Genomic DNA, 20,508 nt, shown 5'->3' on the forward strand with positions numbered 1-20,508 from the left:
CCCCGTCTATTCCTTTGAGTTTTAAGCTTGCGCTCGTACTTCCCAGGCGGAGTGCTTAACGCGTTAGCTAAGCCACGTGAAGGGTCGATACTTCACACAGCGAGCACTCATCGTTTAGGGCGTGGACTACTGGGGTATCTAATCCCATTCGCTACCCACGCTTTCGTTCTTTCAGGGTCAGGAAAATCCCAGCAAAATGCCTTCGCCTTTGGTATTCCGGCCGATATCAACGGATTTCACCCCTACACCGGCCGTTCTATTTGCCTCTGATTTCCTCAAGTTATGCCGTTTCTAATGCATTTTTCCCGTTGAGCGGGAAGCTTTAACACCAGACTAACATAACCCCCTTTGAACTCTTTACGCCCAATAAATCCGGATAACGCTTGGCGCCCTCGTATTACCGCTGCTGCTGGCACGAGGTTAGCAGCGCCTTATTCTGCAGGTACCGTCACTCTTGCGAGTTCTTCCCTGCTAAAAGGAGTTTACGATCCGAAGACCTTCTTCCTCCACGCGGCGTCGCTTCGTCAGGGTTTCCCCCATTGCGAAAAATTCTCGACTGCTGCCTCCCGTAGGAGTTAGGGCCGTGTCTCAGTCCCTTACGTTGGGGAACGCGCTCTCACGCCCCCTAGCCGTCATCGCCTTGGTGAGCCATTACCTCACCAACTAGCTGATAGCCCGCAGGCCTCTCCCAAAGCGTCTTGCGACTTTAATGAAGATTTAAACCTCCATGCCATCGGGTATTAGCCCCGCTTTCGCGGGGTTATTCCCGTCTTTAGGGCAAGTTCCTGCGTATTACTAACTCGTTTGCCGCTGTCGCCTTACGGCGACCGCTCGACTTGCATGCCTTATCCACGCCGCCAGCGTTCATCCTGAACCAGGATCAAATTCTCTGATAAATAGTAGATTATAACAACTTTAAAAAATCAACTTTTCCATTAAAATTTTTGGGTAAAATTTTAACGTATTAACTTATATATTTTACGGTGGATTTTAAGTTTTTAAAGACCGCATTGCATTTTATCACAACCATTCAAAAACACAATCCCGACAATTCAAAATATTGAATTCGTCGGGATTGTGCTCTTTATTTTCTCGCTTCGCGAGATCTCGCGTAGCGAGACAATTTTCAAATTTTAGAAATCAAATTCTTTCATACATTTTTATATTTCCATAATACACCCTTAAAAAATTCCCGTCAAGAGGCATTGTGAACAAAAGAAAAACGGGCCACTTTCTTCTGTCAAACCCAAAACTATCGATGTCGGACATCGATAGTTTTGGGGATAAGATGTGGACAATAAATTGTAAACTCTAACTTTAGGTCCTGGCTTTGTAGCCGGTGCCAGCGGGAATCAAGCGACCCAAAATTACGTTTTCTTTAAGGCCGCGAAGCTTATCCGCCTTCCCTTCGGTTGAAGCGTTTATCAAAACTTTGGCTGTTTCCTGGAAAGACGCAGCCGACAGCCAGCTTTCCGTCGTCAAAGCAACCTTGGTAATACCCATTAAAAGCTGAGTTGCCGTTGTTGGTTTGCCTGCAATTTTTCTAAGGCGGCTGTTCTCTTCGGCAAAACTTGCTTTTTCCACGATATCTCCGGGCGTAAAGCCGGAATCGCCGGCATCCTTAATTCGCACCCGGCCAAACATTTGCCTAATAATAACTTCAATATGTTTAGCGTTAATGTCGGCGCCCTGCAAAGTATAGGTTTTTTGAATTTCGTTCAAAATATAATTTGCCGCAACTGTCGTCCCCGAAACTTTAAACAATTCTTTAAGATCTAAATTTCCTTCCGAGAGCTGTTGGCCTTTTACAATAAGATCACTCTTTTCAACCCAAAGAGTGTTGCCGCCGGAAACGCTGTATTCAATGGTTTCTTTACCCTCTGTTAATATCTTTATAACCTTTAGTTTGCCCTTATCAACCACATCAACTACCTTGCCATCCACTTCGGAAATAATGGCTTTGCCTTTTGGAATTCGCGCCTCAAAAATTTCTTGAACTCGAGGCAAGCCGGCGGTAATGTCGGTTGCCGAAGCAACGCCGCCTGTATGAAAAGTTCTCATTGTAAGCTGGGTGCCGGGCTCGCCAATAGCTTGAGCCGCGATGATACCGACGGCCATTCCTATTTCAACCAGTTTGTTGTGGCCTAAATCATAACCGTAGCATTTTTGGCAAATCCCAAATTTTGATTTGCAGGTAATCGGAGACCGTACAACAACCTCTTCTGCCTCGCTTTTATCAATAGCTTCCGCCATTTTACGATCAACGATTTCGCCGGCTTTAATAATTACGGTCCCATCAGGATTCTTAATGTTGTTTAAAACGGTACGGCTAAAAATTCTTGAACCCAAAAAAAGACCAAATTCATCGCTGTCTTTCTTTTTTAATACAAAACCATTGTCATCGCCGCAATCATGTTCGGTGACAACGACGTCTTGGCTAACATCAACCAAACGTCGCGTCAAGTAGCCGGCCGAAGCGGTTCTTAAGGCCGTATCAGCCGAACCCTTCCTCGCGCCGTGAGTAGAAATGAAATATTCCAAAACATTAAAACCTTCTTTGAACGAGGAAATAATCGGCAAGTCAATAACGTCGCCGGCCGGATTTTGAACCAACCCTTTAAGGCCCACCATCTGACTTATCTGATTCCAAGAACCGCGCGCTCTTGAATCAACCATGGAAAAGACCGGACCATTGGGATCGAGCGTTTCCGGCACCAGTTTACTGACCTTATCAATAGCAAATTTCCAAATTTCAATTATCCGGTCTCTTTTTTCTTCGGACGTGAGAAGCCCTCTTTGATAATGACTCTCAACTTCTTCAACTTTTTTTCTGGCTTCCGCGATAATGTTTTTCTTGTTTAGCGGAATGCTTAAATCATCCATTCCCCAAGATATTCCGGAAACAGTCGCGTATTCAAAACCGAGATTTTTTATTTTATCCAAAATTTCCGCCGTTTTATCAATACCGTAAGTTATGAAAATCCTGTCAACGATAGCCTTAATGTCCTTTGACTTAAGTTCTTTATTGATAAATTCAAACTTTTCGGGAAGCACCTGGTTCATAAGAACGCGGCCGACAGAGGTCTCCACAATTTTTCCGTCAATCCTTCGACCCTGCTCAGGATTGACACTGAGCTTTGTCGAAGTGTCAATCCGGACTTTTATTTTTGCCTGTAAATCAACCTCGCCGAACCGATACGCTAAAATTGCGTCTTGTCCGTCAGAAAAAAATTTACCCTCTCCCTTAAGACCCGGTTTCATTTTGGCAAGATAATAAACGCCTAAAACGCTGTCTTGGCTGGGCACGGCAACTGATTCGCCGGTGGCTGGTTTAAGAATGTTCTTTGCCGAAAGCATTATCTCCCGCGCTTCTCTTTGCGCCTCTTCACTAAGAGGCAAGTGCACGGCCATCTGGTCGCCGTCAAAATCGGCGTTAAAAGCGGAACAAACTAAAGGATGAATTCTGATGGCCGAACCTTCAACTAAAATCGGTTTGAAAGCTTGAATACCCAAACGATGAAGCGTCGGCGCCCTGTTTAAAAGAACGTGCCTGTTTTTGATAACCTCTTCCAAAATTGCCCAAACCTCCTCAGCGCCTTCTTCAATTAAACGGTTGGCGCCTTTAATGTTATAAGCAAAAGCACGTTCAATAATTTTATTAATCACAAACGGCTTGAAAAGCTCTAAAGCCATCTGTTTGGGAAGACCGCATTCGCCAAGGCTGAGTTCCGGTCCGACAACAATAACCGAGCGACCGGAGTAATCAACGCGCTTGCCGAGCAAGTTCTGCCTGAACCGGCCTTGTTTTCCTTTAAGCATGTCGGCAAGAGAACGAAGCGGCCTCTTTTGAGAAACCAACGCTGCCGCTTGGCTTTGCGTATGGCGAGCCGAATTATCAATCAAAGCATCAACCGCTTCCTGAAGCATTCTTTTTTCGTTTCTGACAATTACCTCCGGCGCGTTAAATTCCATAAGTTTTTTCAAACGGTTATTGCGGTTAATTACCCGGCGGTATAAGTCGTTAAGGTCGCTAGTGGCAAAGCGGCCGCCATCAAGAGGCACCATTGGCCGCAAGTCTGGCGGCAGAACCGGCAGGACGGTAAGAAACATCCACTCCGGCCTCGTTCCGGATTTAAGAAAATTTCTCGCGAGCTTTAGGCGTTTTAAAAATTTCTTTCGAGTCGAAATCGGAGCGGTTTTTTCTTCTTCCGTAAGATTTTTAACCAACTCTTCAAGATTGATTTCTTCAAGCAATTTTTTAACCGCTTCACTGCCGATGCCCGCTTCAAAAACATGGCCGTATTTCAAAGATAAATCATGAAATTCGCCTTCCGAAATTATCTGGTATCGGCGCAAGCCCTTCAACTCTTCTTTTACTTTGTCTCGGGCCTTAGCTAAAGCTTCGACATCGGATTTATTTTCCTTTTGGGTTCTGGCTTTTTGCTTGTATTCCCTATCCAACTCCTCAAGCGCTTCCGTTTTCGCCTTTTCATCAACCGATATTACAATGTAGGCAGCATAATAAATCACCCTCTCAAGCGCGTTAGCGGGCACGTCAAGCATCAAACCGATTTTTGAAGGAATGCTCCTTATGTACCAAATGTGTGTGACGGGAACCGCCAGCTTAATATGGCCCATCCTTTCACGCCTTACAACTGCCCTGGTTACTTCAACGCCGCATTTATCGCAAATAACACCCTTGTATCTGATCCGACGATATTTTCCACAGTAGCATTCCCAATCTTTGACCGGACCGAAAATTCGCTCATCAAAAAGGCCGTCTTTTTCCGGTTTTTGCGTCCTATAATTAATAGTTTCCGGTTTGGTTATTTCGCCGTGGGAATTTTTTAAAATATCCTCTGGCGAAGCGATTTTTAATTTTATTGAGTCAAATGTGTTCATTGGATTAAATAATTTTCAATTTCTAATTTTCAATTTTCATTGAACTTACAATTTATTAATTTTCAAACGTTTGAAAATTGGATCATTAAAAATTTATTGAAAATTGTAAATTGTAAATTGTAAATTTAAGTCCTGATTCTCACCTTTTTAACTTCCTTGCCCGCCGTAGCTTTAGCGAAGGCGGGTTTTGTATCGCTTACCATTTGCGAGACAGGTTCCACCAATTCAACACCAAGCCCCAGCGATTTTAATTCGCTCACTAAAACGTTAAAAGATGCCGGCAAACTTGGTTTTTTGATTTCTTCACCGCGTATAATAGCGTCAAACGCCGAAGCGCGGCCGACAACATCGTCGGATTTAATGGTAATCATTTCCTGAAGCGTATGAGCGGCGCCATAACCTTCAAGGGCCCAAACTTCCATTTCTCCAAATCTCTGGCCGCCAAATTGCGCTTTGCCCCCCAGCGGCTGCTGGGTTATGAGCGAATAAGGGCCAACCGAACGCATATGAATTTTGTCTTCTACAAGATGATTAAGTTTCATTACATAAATAATGCCGACGGTAACTTTGTCTTTAAACGTATCGCCTGTGCGGCCGTCATAAAGCTGAATTTTGCCGCTTTCCGGCAAACCGGCTTTTTGCAGTTCTATTTTTATATCTTCCTCGGTAGCCCCATCAAGTGCCGGAGTTACCGCGCGATAACCAAGTTTGTCAGCAGCCCATCCCAAATGAGTTTCAAGAATCTGGCCGAGATTCATTCTGGAAGCGACACCGAGCGGATTTAAAATAATATCAACTGGCGTGCCGTCGGCCAGGTACGGCATATCTTCTGCCGGTAAAATTTTGGAAATGACACCCTTATTTCCGTGACGGCCCGCTAATTTGTCGCCGGCCTGAATTTTCCGCAATTGAGCCACTTCAACTTGAACCCGCTTTAAAACTCCGGGTTCAAGTTTGTCGCCTGCATCCCGGGAAAAAATCTTTATTCCGACAACGCGGCCTCTTTTACCGTGAGGTAAAAGCAAGGAAGTATCTTTAACGTCGCGCGCTTTTTCGCCAAAAATAGCCTGAAGCAATCTTTCTTCCGAAGTTAAATCTGCTTCCCCTTTCGGAGAAATTTTTCCTACCAGAATGTCGCCGGATGACAGCTCGGCGCCAATTCTCACAATGCCTTCTTCATCAAGATCTTTTAGTTTTTCTTCAGAAACGTTGGGAATATCCGGAGTGGTAATTTCCGGTCCTAACTTGGTATCGCGGATATCTATGGAATAATCTTCAATATGAATAGAGGTGAAGCGATCGTCTTTAACAAGTTGTTCGGAAAGAATAATAGCGTCTTCAAAATTGGCGCCGCCCCAAGAGATAAAAGCAACTAGCAAGTTCTGGCCGAGAGCCAGGTTGCCGTTTTGCGTGGCCGCTCCATCGGCAATCGCCTGTCCTTTTTTTACTTTATCGCCTTTTTTGACAAGCGGCTGCTGGCTCATTGAGGTAAACTGGTTAGATCGCAAAAAATTATTCAATTTATAAACTCTAACATTAGATTTGAGATTTGAGATTTGAGATTTGAGATTTCGCGAAGCAATCGCGATGTGTTCCGCATCCACCGCCGTTACCATACCATCTTCAGCCGCCACTACCACCTGTCCGGAATCTCTGGCGGCCCGTTCTTCTATTCCGGTTCCAACCATCGGCGCTTGCGGTTTGACGCAGGCAACGGCCTGCCTCTGCATGTTAGAACCCATCAAAGCACGGGTCGCGTCATCATGTTCTACGAAAGGTATCAAGCTTGTTGCCACTGAAAAAATTTGCTGAGGCGCTACATCAACATATTGGACATCCTCTTTTTTTACCATTTGAGGGCTTCCTAAAACCCTCGCTTCAGTAGCAGATTCTATGATTTTTCCGTCTTTATCATACTTAGTGCCGCCGTGAGCAATAACATATTTTTCTTCTTCAAAAGCATTTAGCCAATGAATCTCGTTCGCAATTTTAGAATTTTTAACTTTAACGTAAGGCGCCTCAATAAACCCCAGTTCGTTGATGCGGGCATAGGAAGCCAGATGCATTACCAAACCGATATTCGGTCCCTCCGGCGTTTCAATCGGGCAAATTCTTCCATAGTGAGAAGTATGAACATCGCGAACTTCAAAACCAGCTCTTTCTCTGGTAAGACCCCCGGGTCCCATTGCCGAAATGCGGCGCTTATGTTCAAGTTCCGCTAAAGGGTTAACTTGGTCCATAAACTGCGCCAACTGGGAAGAAGTAAAAAATTCCTTAACCGCCGCCATAAGCGGCCGAGCGTTAATAAGCTGGGCCGGCGTTAAAGTGTTAACGTCATAAGTACTCATCCGATCGCGAATGATGCGCTCCATTCGCGCCATTCCAACTCTTAAATGTGACTGAAGAAGTTCGCCGAGCGATCTTACGCGCCGATTGCCCAAATGATCAATATCGTCCGGCAAGGCGCCTTCATTATTGTTCAAACGAATAATTTCTCGCGTAATGTCAACCAAATCCTCAAAACTTAAAAGTCTATCTTCCTTAGTATATTCAAAATTTGTTGTTTGTTGTTTGTTGTTTGTTGTTTGTCGGCCCAGGCGTTGATTCATTTTGAACCGGCCAACTTTAGCTAAATCATAGCGGTCAAATCTGAAAAACATGCCCTCTATTAATTGCCTGGCATTTTCCGGCGTTGCCGGATCTCCCGGCCTTAGCCGTTTGTAAATCTCAATAAAGCCGTCGCCGGCATTTTTTGAGAGGTCTTTTTTTAAAGTCGTTTCTATATATTTAATAGAACCCGTGTCAATATCCTTAAATAATTTAAGTAATTCTTCGTTTGTATCTTGTATCTTGTATTTGGTATTTGGTATTTGGGTATTTTTTTGAGATTTGAGATTTGAGATTTGAGATTTCTGAGAGCCAAAGGCTCTCAGAAGCGCCGTTACCGGTGTTTTTCGTTTTCTGTCTATTTTGACGCTGATAATGCCGTCGGGATCAGTTTCAAATTCAAGCCAGGCGCCGCGATTGGGTATGATTTTGGCGCCAAAAAGTTTTCGTCCCCTCCAAACGGCGGCAGTAAAAAAAACGCCGGGCGAGCGTATTAGCTGACTAACAACCACTCGTTCGACGCCGTTAACAATAAAAGTGCCGCGCTCCGTCATAATCGGAAAATCGCCTAAATAAATTTCCTGTTCCTTCGCTTTTTTTGTCCGCCGATTAACCAGTTCCAATTTTACCCGCAGCGGCGCTTCGTATGAAAGCCCGTTTTCTTTTGCCTTAAGTTCGTCGAATTTCGGTTCGTCAAAATAATATTCCTTAAAATATAAATCCAATTCTTTAGAAGTGTAATCGGAGACAGGCGACATTTCGTCAAATAATTCCTTCAAGCCGATCTTAAGAAACCATTGATAAGAATCAAGCTGTGTCGCCACCAGATTTGGCAAGTCAATCCATTTTATTTTTTGTTTGGCGAAAGATTTAGTTTGAAGAAACATAATTTTACTAAATACGAATTATTAACGACAAAAAAACGCCCTCGCCTTCTCGGGTTTCACGATTTGCTATAAGGTTTTAGTGGCTTTTGCTATTCAATTTTTTTATTATAGAAAATGGGTTGACATTTGCCGAATATTCAGATATCAACCGCGAGCCCGCCAATAATAGCTCTAATTACTCTCTCTGTCAACCCCGACGTACAAGTCGGGGCTCCGACTTCGCTAAGGGCGAACGTCGGAGTATGCCTAAAATTCCAGTCCTTTCACAATCGCTCTAATAATTCTTTCTGTCAGAATCCCAGTGTCCTTGAATTCTAATTTGACATTTTTCAAATCACCAATACTGCCAGTATAGTACCTCGTTAAAAACTTGTCAACACATATCAAAAAATCGTCTGCCTTGTCAATAACATATCTATCAACAGCATTGTTATGCTTAAAACTTACAAGAAGTTTTTTACCATGCTGGGAAATAATTATTTTCATTTTTTAAGTTTTTGCAACGGCGCTTTTTCCGACACCGGCGCTTCGGTTCTCTGTTGCGGCGGAGGAGGCGCTATGCCAAAAAGAGCCGCTTTCTTAGCCGTAAGATTGGCAATTATTTGTTTAACTTCCGTATTATCGGGATTTAGTTCGGCAATTTTCCGGAACTCTTCAATTGCCTTATTCCGGCTCTCCGTAGCTTCAGCGGAGGAGGGTTTGTACATTTGGCTCTCTCTGTCATAAATTAAGCCGAGAAAATACCGCGCGTTTGAATAATTCGGGCTAAGTTGAACGGTTCTTTCAAACACTTGTTGCGATTCGTTAAATTGACTGTTTTTGTAATACAGAAAACCCAGTTGAAACAGGGCGCCCACATCGGTATTATTTAATATTACCAATTCTTCGGCGCGCTTTATGGCTTCGGGAAGCTTGCCCTGCCTATCAAAGATCTGAACGAGCAGGAATCTGGCCGGCGCGTAATCATTTTTTAAACTAATCGATTTTTCCAAATTAAAAACAGCTTTAGGTAAATCATCTTGGGCGATTTCAACCCGCGCCAACGCCAGATAATTTGAAGGGTTTTTAGGATCCAAAGCGACTGCCGTACCGTATGATGAAAGGGCAAAACCGGAAGCATCGGAAACATAAGGAATTAGATTTTCATAAATACTGCCGAGAAGCATCGGGTTAAACGGATTTTGAGAATTTAATTCGCCGGCTTTTTTAGCCGCGTTAATGGCGCCGGAGGTAATGTTCTGAAACCGGCCGCGCAATTCGTCTTGGCTGATATCTTTTCTTGGAAGCAGACTGTTCAACTCAAAAAATGTCGCTTGTGCCAAACTTTGAAATAATTTTTCGTCATAGGGCCAAAATTCTATCGCCCGAGAAATATCGCTTATGGTTTTGGCGTTATTTCCGGCGGAAGACGCTGCAACGGCTTTTGAAAAGTAAATTTCGGCGACATAACGATTAACCTCAAAATAAATTCCGGCGACTGTTCCGACCATCAAACCGACAATAAGAAGTGAGAATAAAAATATTTTCGGAGGCGAGGTGAAAATACGGATTTCTCTGAAAATGTTGGAAACCGAGTTTCCAACATTTTCTTTTTCCTCTTTTATGAAGAACAAAGAAGCGGCTAAGAATAATCCTATGCCCCAAAAAGCAAACGCTAAATTAGTGAAGTTACCTACATAAAGAAACCACATTATAAACAGAAATATAACAGCGGCAAAAATCGATTGAGAAGCAACATTCATAATGCCTTTAGACGCGTTGCGCACTAATGTTCCGGTAATTCCCGTATAAATAAAGGCGGCTATAAGAAACAACAGCGCCAGAACACCTAAAATGCCAACTGTACCGGCCCAGGTGGCCATAGCCGAAGCGCCGGCGTTAAAAGTCGTTGCCCAAAAAACCGTTTGGTTTATTGAAACCGGCTTGTAGAGATTATAAATGGAACCGAAAGTGTTGGGGCCAGAGCCCAAAAGATAACGGCCGGCTTTCAAATTCTCCTGTGCGATATCAAGCGTAGACTTAAAATTGGGAGAAACCTCAACGGGTGTCTGAATGAATTTTGACAGAGGCGATGGCATAATCAGGAAAAGCAATGAAACTAAAAGAATAAGTGAGGGCAGCCAGGCCTTTTGGAAATATACAAGTTGTAACCCTTGATACTCTGTATGCTCAAAATCCGATGTTTCCTGAAGTCCGCCCCGCAGCTGCGGGGCTGGACTTCGATCGGATTTTGAAAGGCCGACAGAAAGAAAGCTGATCAAAAATATCATTGCCAAGGCTAGCCCTACCCAAATCGCCCAAAAATCTACGACGAGAAGATTTAAAAGCAAAACTAAAATCAAGACTCCCAATAAACGCTTGAGAAGCTTCGGAATGTCTAAGCTTGACATGAGCCCAGAAGCGATAACCAAACCAAAGGCAAGCGTTATGCTCAAATCATTAACCGAACCAATCGGATTGAATACCGCGTTTTTGGAAAAACCGAAAGGAAGAATAAAAACCTTGGCCAGTTGAAGCAATTCAAAAATTCCTAAAATAGTAAGCGAGGCAAGAAACACTAAAAGAGAAATAATTATATCGCGCCGGCTAAAAGTCATTACGACTCCGATCATTAAAAGTGAAAATAAAAGAATGGCAGCAAAACTGTCCGGTGTTGACCAATTGCCGATTAAACTCGTTAGAGGATTAATGGAAAATAAGGCTGAAGCGCCCCATACCAAAACTAAAATGACGAGCGATGCCATAAGCCAATGGCCCGGATAGCGGATTTTTCCTTCAACCAAAGTTTTTCCGAGAAACGCGAAGCATGCGACTAAAACAAGGATAAAAACGAGTATTTCTTTATGCGCCGCGACCGGCAGTTGGGTAAACGGCAAAAAGAATATCGGCATTAGTCCGGCAAAAGCGATTAGCGCCCACCGGCTTATCGCTTGCCAATATTCAAGCATTTTCGGCGGCTCAAAACGAGAAAGCCCGACTTCGGCGGGTTCGGAAGTCGGACTTCTGTAACCGAAATTGGGTTTATGATTCTCAATTCCCAATTCCCTGTCTGTCAGCTGATGTTTTATATTTATGTCCATATTCCTTTAAAATTAACATTAATTTTAATAAATTTTCAAGCACCAATTTTCAATTTACAATGAATTTTCAATAATTAATTTTCAATTTCTGCTCGATGTCAGTATTTTGGAGAATATCAGCAATAATTCTTGGGCCTCCGACCATAATTTTCTAAATTCATCGTTAAATTGAGGATTTGCTCTGGCTAATAGTCGTAGCCAATGCTTCGTTTCCTTAGTTTCTTTTTTACAAATTCCGATTTTGTGCTGGAAATCTTTCTTGCTTTCAGCTTCATTGGCCTCGCAATAATTGGCACCCAAAGAACCTCCAGAAGCCACCAATTGAGGAACTAATCTTTGATTGATCAAATCATTCGGCATTTTTCTCATTAAATCAATCACATTCTCCGCAAACTTAGCCGTTCTTTCCTCTAAGTCATATTTCTTCTTCCCGTTGTTTGAAAATTGTTTTTGTTCCATTGGAATTTGAATTATTAATTGAAAATTGAGATTTGATTGAAAATTGAAAATTGAGATTTGAAAATTAAGTTACGGCGTTGTTGTCGCCATTTCCATAGTAGTCGTAGACACTATAACAGGTTCAGTGCTTGTAGCAACAATCGCCTCACTTACCGGCGCAATTTCAGGAGTGGATGTCGCGCTTAAAATCGAAGTGGTTGTAGTTGCCGTTTGGTCATTGGTCATTGGAGCTTCATTGAAAATTGGAGCTTGAGAATTGGAAATTAACGCTTGGGTTCCCGCGTTTGTCGTCGTTCCACACGCCCCATCGCTTGTTTTAATAACCCCTCCTTCTATATATATACACTTTGGCGCAGAAGTGCTTCTATCATATATAGTAACACCGCTCGCGGCGCCGCCGCCTATGGTAAGCGACTGGGTTTGAACGCTTTGTGCGGTGATATTGCCATTTTCATCAATACTCCAAAGGTTATTCAAACCGGAAATTGACTTTACATTCAACAGCGAGTGGCCGTCTAAATTTAGGTCACCGCTTGCAGTAGTCATAAAAGCCAAGTCGCCGGTTCCTCCGCTTGCGGCAAGGGTCGGCTGACCAAGATTTACAAAAACCAAAACTTTTCCAATCTGAGAGTACTCAGATTGTCCTGAGCCTGTCGAAGGACTCCAACCGTCAAATGGCTCTAACGCTATTCCCACCGTCGCTTCAGTAGAAGAAGCTTTTTTGCCAATGCCGGCTACGGAAGAAACTGAAATTCTGTCTCCAATCGCAACCGGCCCATTTTCCAAAGAAACTTTTGTAGGAACACGTCCAACCAAAGCAACCGGATAAGTTGAGCTGGCATTAGCATTTTCATCATAACCCAAAGTCATACCAGGAGCGGTGGAAACAATGCCAATAACAGTTTTAGAAATGGTAGTAGCCTTATCAATATTTATACCACTCACTGAAGCAACAATATCGCCTGCCTCCAAATTACTTGATGACAAATAATTTTCCGCCACGTCGGAACCGCCGGTAGTTGAACTTCGGAATGTTATATTCCCAGCCGCGCCCGGAACACAGCCGCCGTCATTATCAATACAAAGCGCGCCATTGGGAATATTGGCATTAGCCGTAGTTCCGGCTTTGGAAATTGTTAAGAACTGTGTGGGCGTCGTCGTCCCGATGCCGACGAGTCCGGAGTTTGTGATTCTCATCCGCTCCGAAACGCTCGTGCCCGCATCAGGCTTAGTATATAAAACGATAGCACCGCCGCGTTGATTAGCAGTGCTTCCATCCGACAAGATGGAGATAAGACCGACTTGCCTATGACCAGTGCTTTTGGTTGTCCATACCCCACTGACAGAACCGATCGCAACATCATTGGCATCGGCTCTGGAAGTTCCAATTTCGATCCGACCGCCAGCCGTGCCAGACGCAATGATCGTGATGAGCGGATACGCAGAGGACGCTACCTCCGAGAAACCAGGACTCTCCGTCCCAATCCCCACATTCCCATTTCCATCAATCGTTAATCTCGTATTGGTTCCCACTGCTGTTGAACTGGCGATTTTGAATTTGTTTTGGTCGGCGGTGTCTATGCCCATGGTCCAAGCGCTCTCGCCGCTTCCGGTGGTAAAGCCGAGAGCGGGGGTGGTTGATTTGAAAAGCGTTAAAAGATTATTCGGACTCGTCGTCCCGATGCCGACGTTGCCGTCGTTTCTTACAAACAGAAGAGACGTTGAAGCGGAATTGATAACGCTCAAAGCAGCGGTAGCAGAAGTTGAACCGCCTCCGGCAATCGTTGTTCTGGCCCATAATCCCGTACTCGTCCCGATACCGACGTTGCCAGATGAGTCGATTCTCATCCTTTCATTGGATGCCGCACTTCCATCTGTGAAGAATCTGATGTCCTGCCCGGAACTCGTGCCACCAAGCACGAGTCCTGATGCGTCAGAGTTTGCGATGACCGCAAAGCGGTCTTGAAAAGCAGCAGTCGTGTAATCCGCCGGGAAGGCACCTATTTGGCCCGAAGACGAACTACTCTCTACAAGCACATTTGCTGCTGCCGCTGTATTCCCAGAAGTAATGAGATTCTGTACACGAATTTGAGTGACTGCGTTCTGGTTCTGTACAACTTGAAGATTACGAGTCGGATTGTCTGTTCCAATTCCTACAAATCCGCTATTCAAAATGGTAAATAGTGTTGTAGTGGCGGAAATGGTGGAGGAAGCGACAGTGAAAAGAGAGTTGTAATTCCCGGCGGAGTTGTTTAGAGACAGTAAGCTCCCCGGACTCGTCGTCCCGATGCCGACGTTGCCGGCGCTATTGATTGTCATTCGTTCCGTCCTCACAGTCGGGCTTGCATCCGTCCCGGTAAAGAAACGGAGAACTCCAGGAACACGGGTAGATGCAATAGTTCCCTCGGTATCGAATTGGATCTCTGTCGACTGAACAAAAGTACTTCCATCAAAACCGAAGCCCTGGATCGATAGTGCGGCATCGCCCGATGAGATCGCAAGAGGAGAAGCGATTGTACCCCGCGACCTTTCGGCAACTAACACATTTCCGCCGGTAGCCCCGGTAGAAGCGCGAGTCAGCTTTATGCCTACAGGATCCGATGAATCACGTGATATGTGCAATTCTTGACTTGGACTCGCCGTCCCAATCCCCACATTCCCATTTCCATCAATCGTTAATCTCGTATTCGTCCCAACTGCCGTGGAAGAAGCGATTTTGAATTTATTGGCGTCGGCGGTGTCTATGCCCATTGTCCAGCCGGACAAACCAGCGTTAGTTGTAAAGCCAAGCGCGGGAGTAGTTGCCGCGGCGATAGTTAAAAGATTATTCGGACTTGTTGTTCCGATGCCGACGTTGCCGGAGTCGGTCAGACGCATTTTTTCTGTAGTGCTCGTTCCTGCTGTTGCAGTTGTACGCCATTCTATGTATGCGCCCTGTTCAGTATCAGTCCAGTTTTCCGCCGCGTGCATGGCAACGAAAGCTCGCACTGAATTCGTAAAGTCTGTAGTCCCGTATCCTCGTACCCCGAATACTCCCAGCGTTTGGTTTGCAAGAACAGCGCTTGGACTTGCCACTGTGCCTTCTGCTCTTCTTAGTATGATGGAAGGACTTGCTCCATACCTGTCTCCCATTAACTGTATATTGCCAACGACGTGTAAGAGCGCCGCCGGACTCGTCGTCCCGATGCCGACATTCCCATTTCCATCAATCGTCAATCTGGTGTTCGTTCCCACCGCCGTGGAAGAAGCGATTTTGAATTTATTGGCGTCGGCGGTGTCAATTCCCATTGTCCAGGCGCTGTCGCCGCTTCCCGTTGTAAATCCGAGCGCCGGAGTGGTTGATTTAAATAAAGACAGAAGATTATTCGGACTTGTTGTTCCGATGCCCACATTACCTTCTCCCGTAATCCTCATTTTTTCTAAGAGGCCTCCGGAACCGACAGTGTGAAAAGAAAGGTTTGCTAAAAATCCTTCTGAAGAAGTGGCGTGTTCAACTTGGGATGCTACTCTCGCCAGATTTTGTCCGGCGCCGGTTGAATCCTGGCCATAGAAGAGAAGGCCGGTACCGAGGCCTTTATCAGCCGTTCCGGTGGTAAAGTGGCTTAATCGCAATTCGTCAACAATAGTATTATTAAAAGCGTCGCGGTCGGCTACTTCCAGCTGGTAAGAAGCGGTTAATATATCGTTTCCGACAATAACCTTGCCATTGTCCAAGGTTAAACTGGTGGTGGCGCCAGTGGCTAGACCAAATTTGTTATCAGCGATTCTGAAAATTCCCGTATCGGTATCGTTTGTGAAAGAGAGTGATGGACTGGAAACGGATCCGTCGGGAAGAAGTAATGTGCCGCCAACGGTGAAATTGCCGCCGCTTCCCGTCCATAGATTGCCGGAAACCGTGAGGTTGGTGGTGGAAGCGTTTACCATGGTGGTTTTTTGGGAAACCGGGTTTACGGAAAACAGAGTTGTTGATGTTGAAACGTCTAAAACTTGGAAAGCGTTGGCAGTAAGCCCGGTGTTGCCTTGAACGGTTAAAACCGAATTGGTAGTGGAGGCCGATTCATTAAAAAATCGCGCCGCTTGGTTGAATTCAAATCTTTTGGAAGAAGTGGCGGCATTCCAGGAAATGACGGCGTTGGGGGGCACAGTGCCTCGGTAGAAAATCAAGTTCGAATTTTCCTGGTCTACTGAAGTGTTGTCGGTATTGATGGTGAAGTCGGCTGACTTGGTGCCGGAAATGGAGGTGGAGGCGCCGCTGATGTTATTGGCGTTAATGGTGTCAATATACAGATTAGACCAATAGAAAGATGGAGAACCGAGATCGTAGACATTGTTTTCATTTGGGACTAAATCGGAATTGATTGAAGAGTTGACCGTCAGGGTATCGGTTAAAGAGCCGCCCAAAACGGTGGAGTTGCCGGAGACGTAAAGATTGCGACCCACAAAAACATCGCCGCTGGTTTGAATCGCGCCGCTCGTGGTGGTGGCAGCTCCCACACCAAGACCGCCGGAAATAAACTGGTTGCCGTAAACGAAAGTGGAAGTGGCGATGTTCGCGCCAAAACCGCTTGGCATCGTGGTAGTGGCAATAAACACTTTTCCGCTTTCGTCAATCCTCATCCTCTCGCTTGAATCGGTGGCAAAGATTAAAGGATAAGCACCGGTGGTAGAAGCGGTTAAAGTTCCGTTGTTCCAAATTAACGGCGTCTGGACCGAGGTTGAAAAAGCGGATTGATCGCCCCAGAGATTGTTTGAGATTGTCAGATAGGTGGTTGAGGCGTTGGTGATAGTTCCGTTGGTAATCCAAGCAGTGTTTGAAACCGTAAAGTAGGTGGTTGAAGCGTTGCCGAAAGTGGCATTGCCGGGAATAGTTAAAATTCCGTTAACGGTTAAATCGCCGAGTGTGGAGAGGCCGGAGACGGTTAAAGTGTTTAAAGAAGAATCCCCGGAAACCGAAAGCGAACCGAAAGAACCGGCGCCTGAAACCGAGAGAGTGTTAAAAGTGCCGCCGGAGTTAACCGTAAGGCGGCCGTTGATGGTGGCGTCGTTTGAGAGATTAAAATAATTAGCGGATAATCTGTCAAAACTCGTATTGACTTGAGGTTGAATTGAGTAGGTAGTTAAAGTAGCCGGACTTCCCTGGACTACAACGGTGGAAATGGGGTGAGTGGGAAGAAGTTTTGAAATTCCAATCAGGGTTCCCAGGGTACCTAAGATGGTTTTTTTCTGTAAAGAGAGATCGGCGTTGACCAAGGCAATCTGATCAATCAATGTGTTTTCCAAAGCTGAAAGGCGATCTTCAAAAACCAAAAATCCGGCGGTGGTAGTAGCATAAAATGGGAATGCTTCCGCCTTCGCTAAAGCTTCGGCGGACAAGTCGGGGAGCACGTCAAGCGCTAGAGCATCTTCAAAAGTAGTAATTTTTGGAAATCCTTCTTTTGGCTGAATCAGTTTTGACTTACCGGATTCTAAAGTACCGACGGCCAGTTCTTGAATCGGTTTGGTTTTAAAAAGCGAAAGCATCCAATTGGAAAATTCCGGAATATCTTTAGGAAATCCTTGCAGCATTTCGGTAACTAAAGCCGCTTGCCCTGAGTTTTGTCGAAGGGCCTGATACTTAGAAGTACTTAAACCGTTAAGTAAACTTAAACTCTTAAACGGCGAAATAATGCCGAAGACGGATGTGAGCGAGAAAATTAAAAAAACCGCAGTAAAAGCCGAAGCCAAAAATAGTTTAAGACTAGACCATGATTTTAAAGATGCGAGAACGCCAAAATATCTGCTGGCTTTCTGAAATTCATAGACATCGTTAGATTTTATATTCTCTTTTACAGTTTCAAGAATTGCCAATTTTTCATCGGGTTTAAGTTCTCTTGAAGAAATTATGATTTCACGGCCTAGCGCAAAGTCTCTAAATTTCGAAATCTCTAAATCTCCAAATTTTGCTTGCCCTTCGTAGCCCCGCAAAGCGGGACGAAGGAGGGAAATGTCTTCAACGCTCGCTTCAACTTTCTTTAATCTTTCAATGACTTCTTGCTTGTCCGCCGCAACTTTAGCAAAAGTGGATTCAAGAACCAATCTGGTTTTAAGATTTTCAAACTCTGATTTTTCTTCTTCTTTAAGAGTTGCACTATCTGTTGCCTGCGTGAAACGCCCAACCGATCGTTGGTACTCTAGAAGCCACTCATTAGTTGTTACCCAATTCCGCCCAAGCTTAACTGCCCGAAGTTTCCCTCGGCGAATCAAAACGTTCACATAATCCCGTGAAGTACTTAAAATCTTTCCGGCTTCGGAAAGCGGAATATAGTTTAAATTTTTATAATCTGAATTTTTTATTTCATTCTGCATTTTTCAAGTTTATATCGTATTTCAGATCATTTGATCTGATATCCTATCATGTTTAAATTATATCAAATTTACTTGCATATTTTGCTTATAAATAAACAAAAATCCCGCTATTCAGTGAATAGCGGACTATTCTCCAATTATTGATATCCGACATCAATAATTGGATTGCCCTTATTAAGGCAAAAAACTTGCGATATTACTCAACTGTTACACTTTTTGCCAAATTACGCGGCTTATCCACGTCTATTCTTCTTAAGGTCCCCATATAATACGCGAATAACTGCAATGGAATAACCGCCAGAATCGGCGTCAGCATTTCTAAAGTTTTTGGTATATAGAGCCAATCATCCGCGATATGTTTAATATTTTTATTTCCTTCGGTTGTAATGGCGATGATTTTCCCACGCCTTGCTTTTATTTCTTCCATGTTAGAAGCCATCTTATCATATACGCTATCAACCCCGCCCCGCAGCTGCGGGGCGGGGTCAACGGGCGCGATAGCCACAACCGGGAAGTTTTCATCAATCATGGCAATCGGCCCGTGTTTCATTTCGCCGGCTCCGCATCCTTCGGCGTGAATATATGAAATCTCTTTAAGCTTTAGCGCGCCTTCTAATGCCGTGGGAAAATTATACTTTCTTCCGATATATAAAAAGTTTTTTGCACTGGAGTATTTTTCAGCAATCAATTTTATCTTATTTTTTTGTTTGAATATTTCCTTAATCAGCATCGGAAGTTTTTCAATTTCCAGAGTGATCTTTTTACCATCTTCAATCGATAAATTATTCCTTTGTCGGCCTAAGAATACCGCCAAAAGCGCTAAAATAATTAATTGGGAAGTGAATGCTTTTGTCGAAGCCACTCCTATTTCCGGCCCGGCATGATTATATATGCCCGCATCAGTTTCCCGCGCTATCGTTGAGCCGATAACGTTGACGATTCCGAGAGCAATTTGGTTATTTTTTAATTTTTTATCATTGATTTTGTTTCGATTTAGATTTTTTGATTCCGGCGCGGTTTTATCTTGAAAATTTTTCAAAACCGACAAAGTATCGGCTGTTTCCCCCGACTGGGAGATGGCTACCATGGCTAAATTTTGTCCGTCGGCTGGAGGATTCCTATAACGCAATTCAGAAGCCAGTTCCACTTCGCAAGGAATGCCACTCGCCTCTTCAATCATCAATTTTCCGATAATTCCGGCTAAATAAGCGGTTCCGCATCCGGTGACTATAATCCTGTTGATTTCTTTTAATTTATTTTTCACGCTTTCTAAACCTCCGAGTTTAACATTCCCATCTTCTTTGACCAATCGGCCTCGAAAACTGTTTGAAATTGATTCCGGCTGCTCAAAAATTTCCTTCAACATAAAATGTTCGTAACCGCCTTTTTGTGCATCACTTAATTTCCATTTAAGTTGCTCCTTTCTTTTTGAAATATCTAAATATTTAAATCTTGAAACTTTCACCTTAGCGTTTTTTTCATCTTGACGATATATCTTATTGTGAGAGGTAGATAAAAAAGATATCGGATTTACATATGCTGAAATATCTACGATTTTTACGTTATACTTTGTTAAAACCGCAATCTCGCCGTCGTTCATATAAATAACGTCCTTAGTTCGACCGATAATTGCCGAAGCATCCGATGCTATCAAGTTTTCATCACTCCCAATTCCTATTATAAGAGGACTGGAATTGCGCGCGGTGATTATTCTATCGGGCCAATCAGCCGCCATAACCGCCAAGCCATAAGTTCCATGAACCTGTTTGAGCGCCATTGCCACGGCTTGTTTAAAATCAACATATCGTAGATTTTCTTCTATAATATGGGCTAAAACTTCAGTGTCGGTTTCAGATTTAAATATATGACCATGCCTAATTAAAACTCCTTTCAGTGATTTATAATTCTCAATTATTCCATTGTGACAGACAAATATACGATTGGCGCAATCGGTATGGGGGTGAGCATTTTTCTCACTCGGCTCGCCGTGAGTTGCCCAGCGCGTATGCCCAATGCCAATATTTCCATTCCAACCTGATGAAATCTTTCTTTCTAATTCTATAATTCTGCCTTTGGCTTTTGCCAAATGAATTTTATCATCGTTAAAAACGACAATGCCGGCTGAATCATAACCGCGATATTCAAGACGCTTTAAACCATCAATTAAAATAGGGACGGCTTTTTTATTACCTACATAACCGATAATGCCGCACATGTTATTACATACA

Annotated in this window: 7 protein-coding genes and 1 rRNA gene; all 8 read right to left on the reverse strand. The window is 44.0% G+C overall.

Annotated features, from left to right (window positions below; translation table 11 throughout):
• A 16S ribosomal RNA gene (locus HYW79_01755) occupies positions 1-890 on the reverse strand; the annotation flags it as partial.
• Between the two features lie 427 nt (positions 891-1,317).
• The gene (gene rpoC, locus HYW79_01760; protein MBI2635248.1) at positions 1,318-4,902 is read right to left on the reverse strand and encodes a DNA-directed RNA polymerase subunit beta'; all 3,585 of its coding nucleotides are present in this window, start codon (positions 4,900-4,902) and stop codon (positions 1,318-1,320) included.
• Positions 4,903-5,027: 125 nt separating this feature from the next.
• Positions 5,028-8,396 (reverse strand): DNA-directed RNA polymerase subunit beta, encoded by a 3,369-nt coding sequence (locus HYW79_01765; protein MBI2635249.1) that lies wholly within the window; start codon positions 8,394-8,396, stop codon positions 5,028-5,030.
• A gap of 246 nt (positions 8,397-8,642) precedes the next feature.
• Positions 8,643-8,882, reverse strand: a complete 240-nt coding sequence (locus HYW79_01770; protein MBI2635250.1) for a hypothetical protein — start codon at positions 8,880-8,882, stop codon at positions 8,643-8,645.
• A complete protein-coding gene (locus HYW79_01775; protein MBI2635251.1) occupies positions 8,879-11,476 on the reverse strand; it encodes a hypothetical protein in 2,598 nt (865 codons plus the stop codon). Before HYW79_01775 ends, HYW79_01770 begins: the two co-directional genes overlap by 4 nt.
• Before the next feature lie 81 nt (positions 11,477-11,557).
• Positions 11,558-11,935, reverse strand: a complete 378-nt coding sequence (locus HYW79_01780; protein MBI2635252.1) for a four helix bundle protein — start codon at positions 11,933-11,935, stop codon at positions 11,558-11,560.
• Between the two features lie 69 nt (positions 11,936-12,004).
• The gene (locus HYW79_01785; protein MBI2635253.1) at positions 12,005-18,280 is read right to left on the reverse strand and encodes a hypothetical protein; all 6,276 of its coding nucleotides are present in this window, start codon (positions 18,278-18,280) and stop codon (positions 12,005-12,007) included.
• A 196-nt stretch (positions 18,281-18,476) separates the two neighbouring features.
• Positions 18,477-20,495, reverse strand: coding sequence for a glutamine--fructose-6-phosphate transaminase (isomerizing) (gene glmS / locus HYW79_01790; protein ID MBI2635254.1), 2,019 nt, complete (start codon positions 20,493-20,495; stop codon positions 18,477-18,479).
• Positions 20,496-20,508 lie beyond the last annotated feature (13 nt).

This window comes from Parcubacteria group bacterium, from assembly GCA_016186325.1.
Taxonomy (GTDB): domain Bacteria; phylum Patescibacteriota; class Minisyncoccia; order UBA10092; family UBA10092; genus JACPHB01.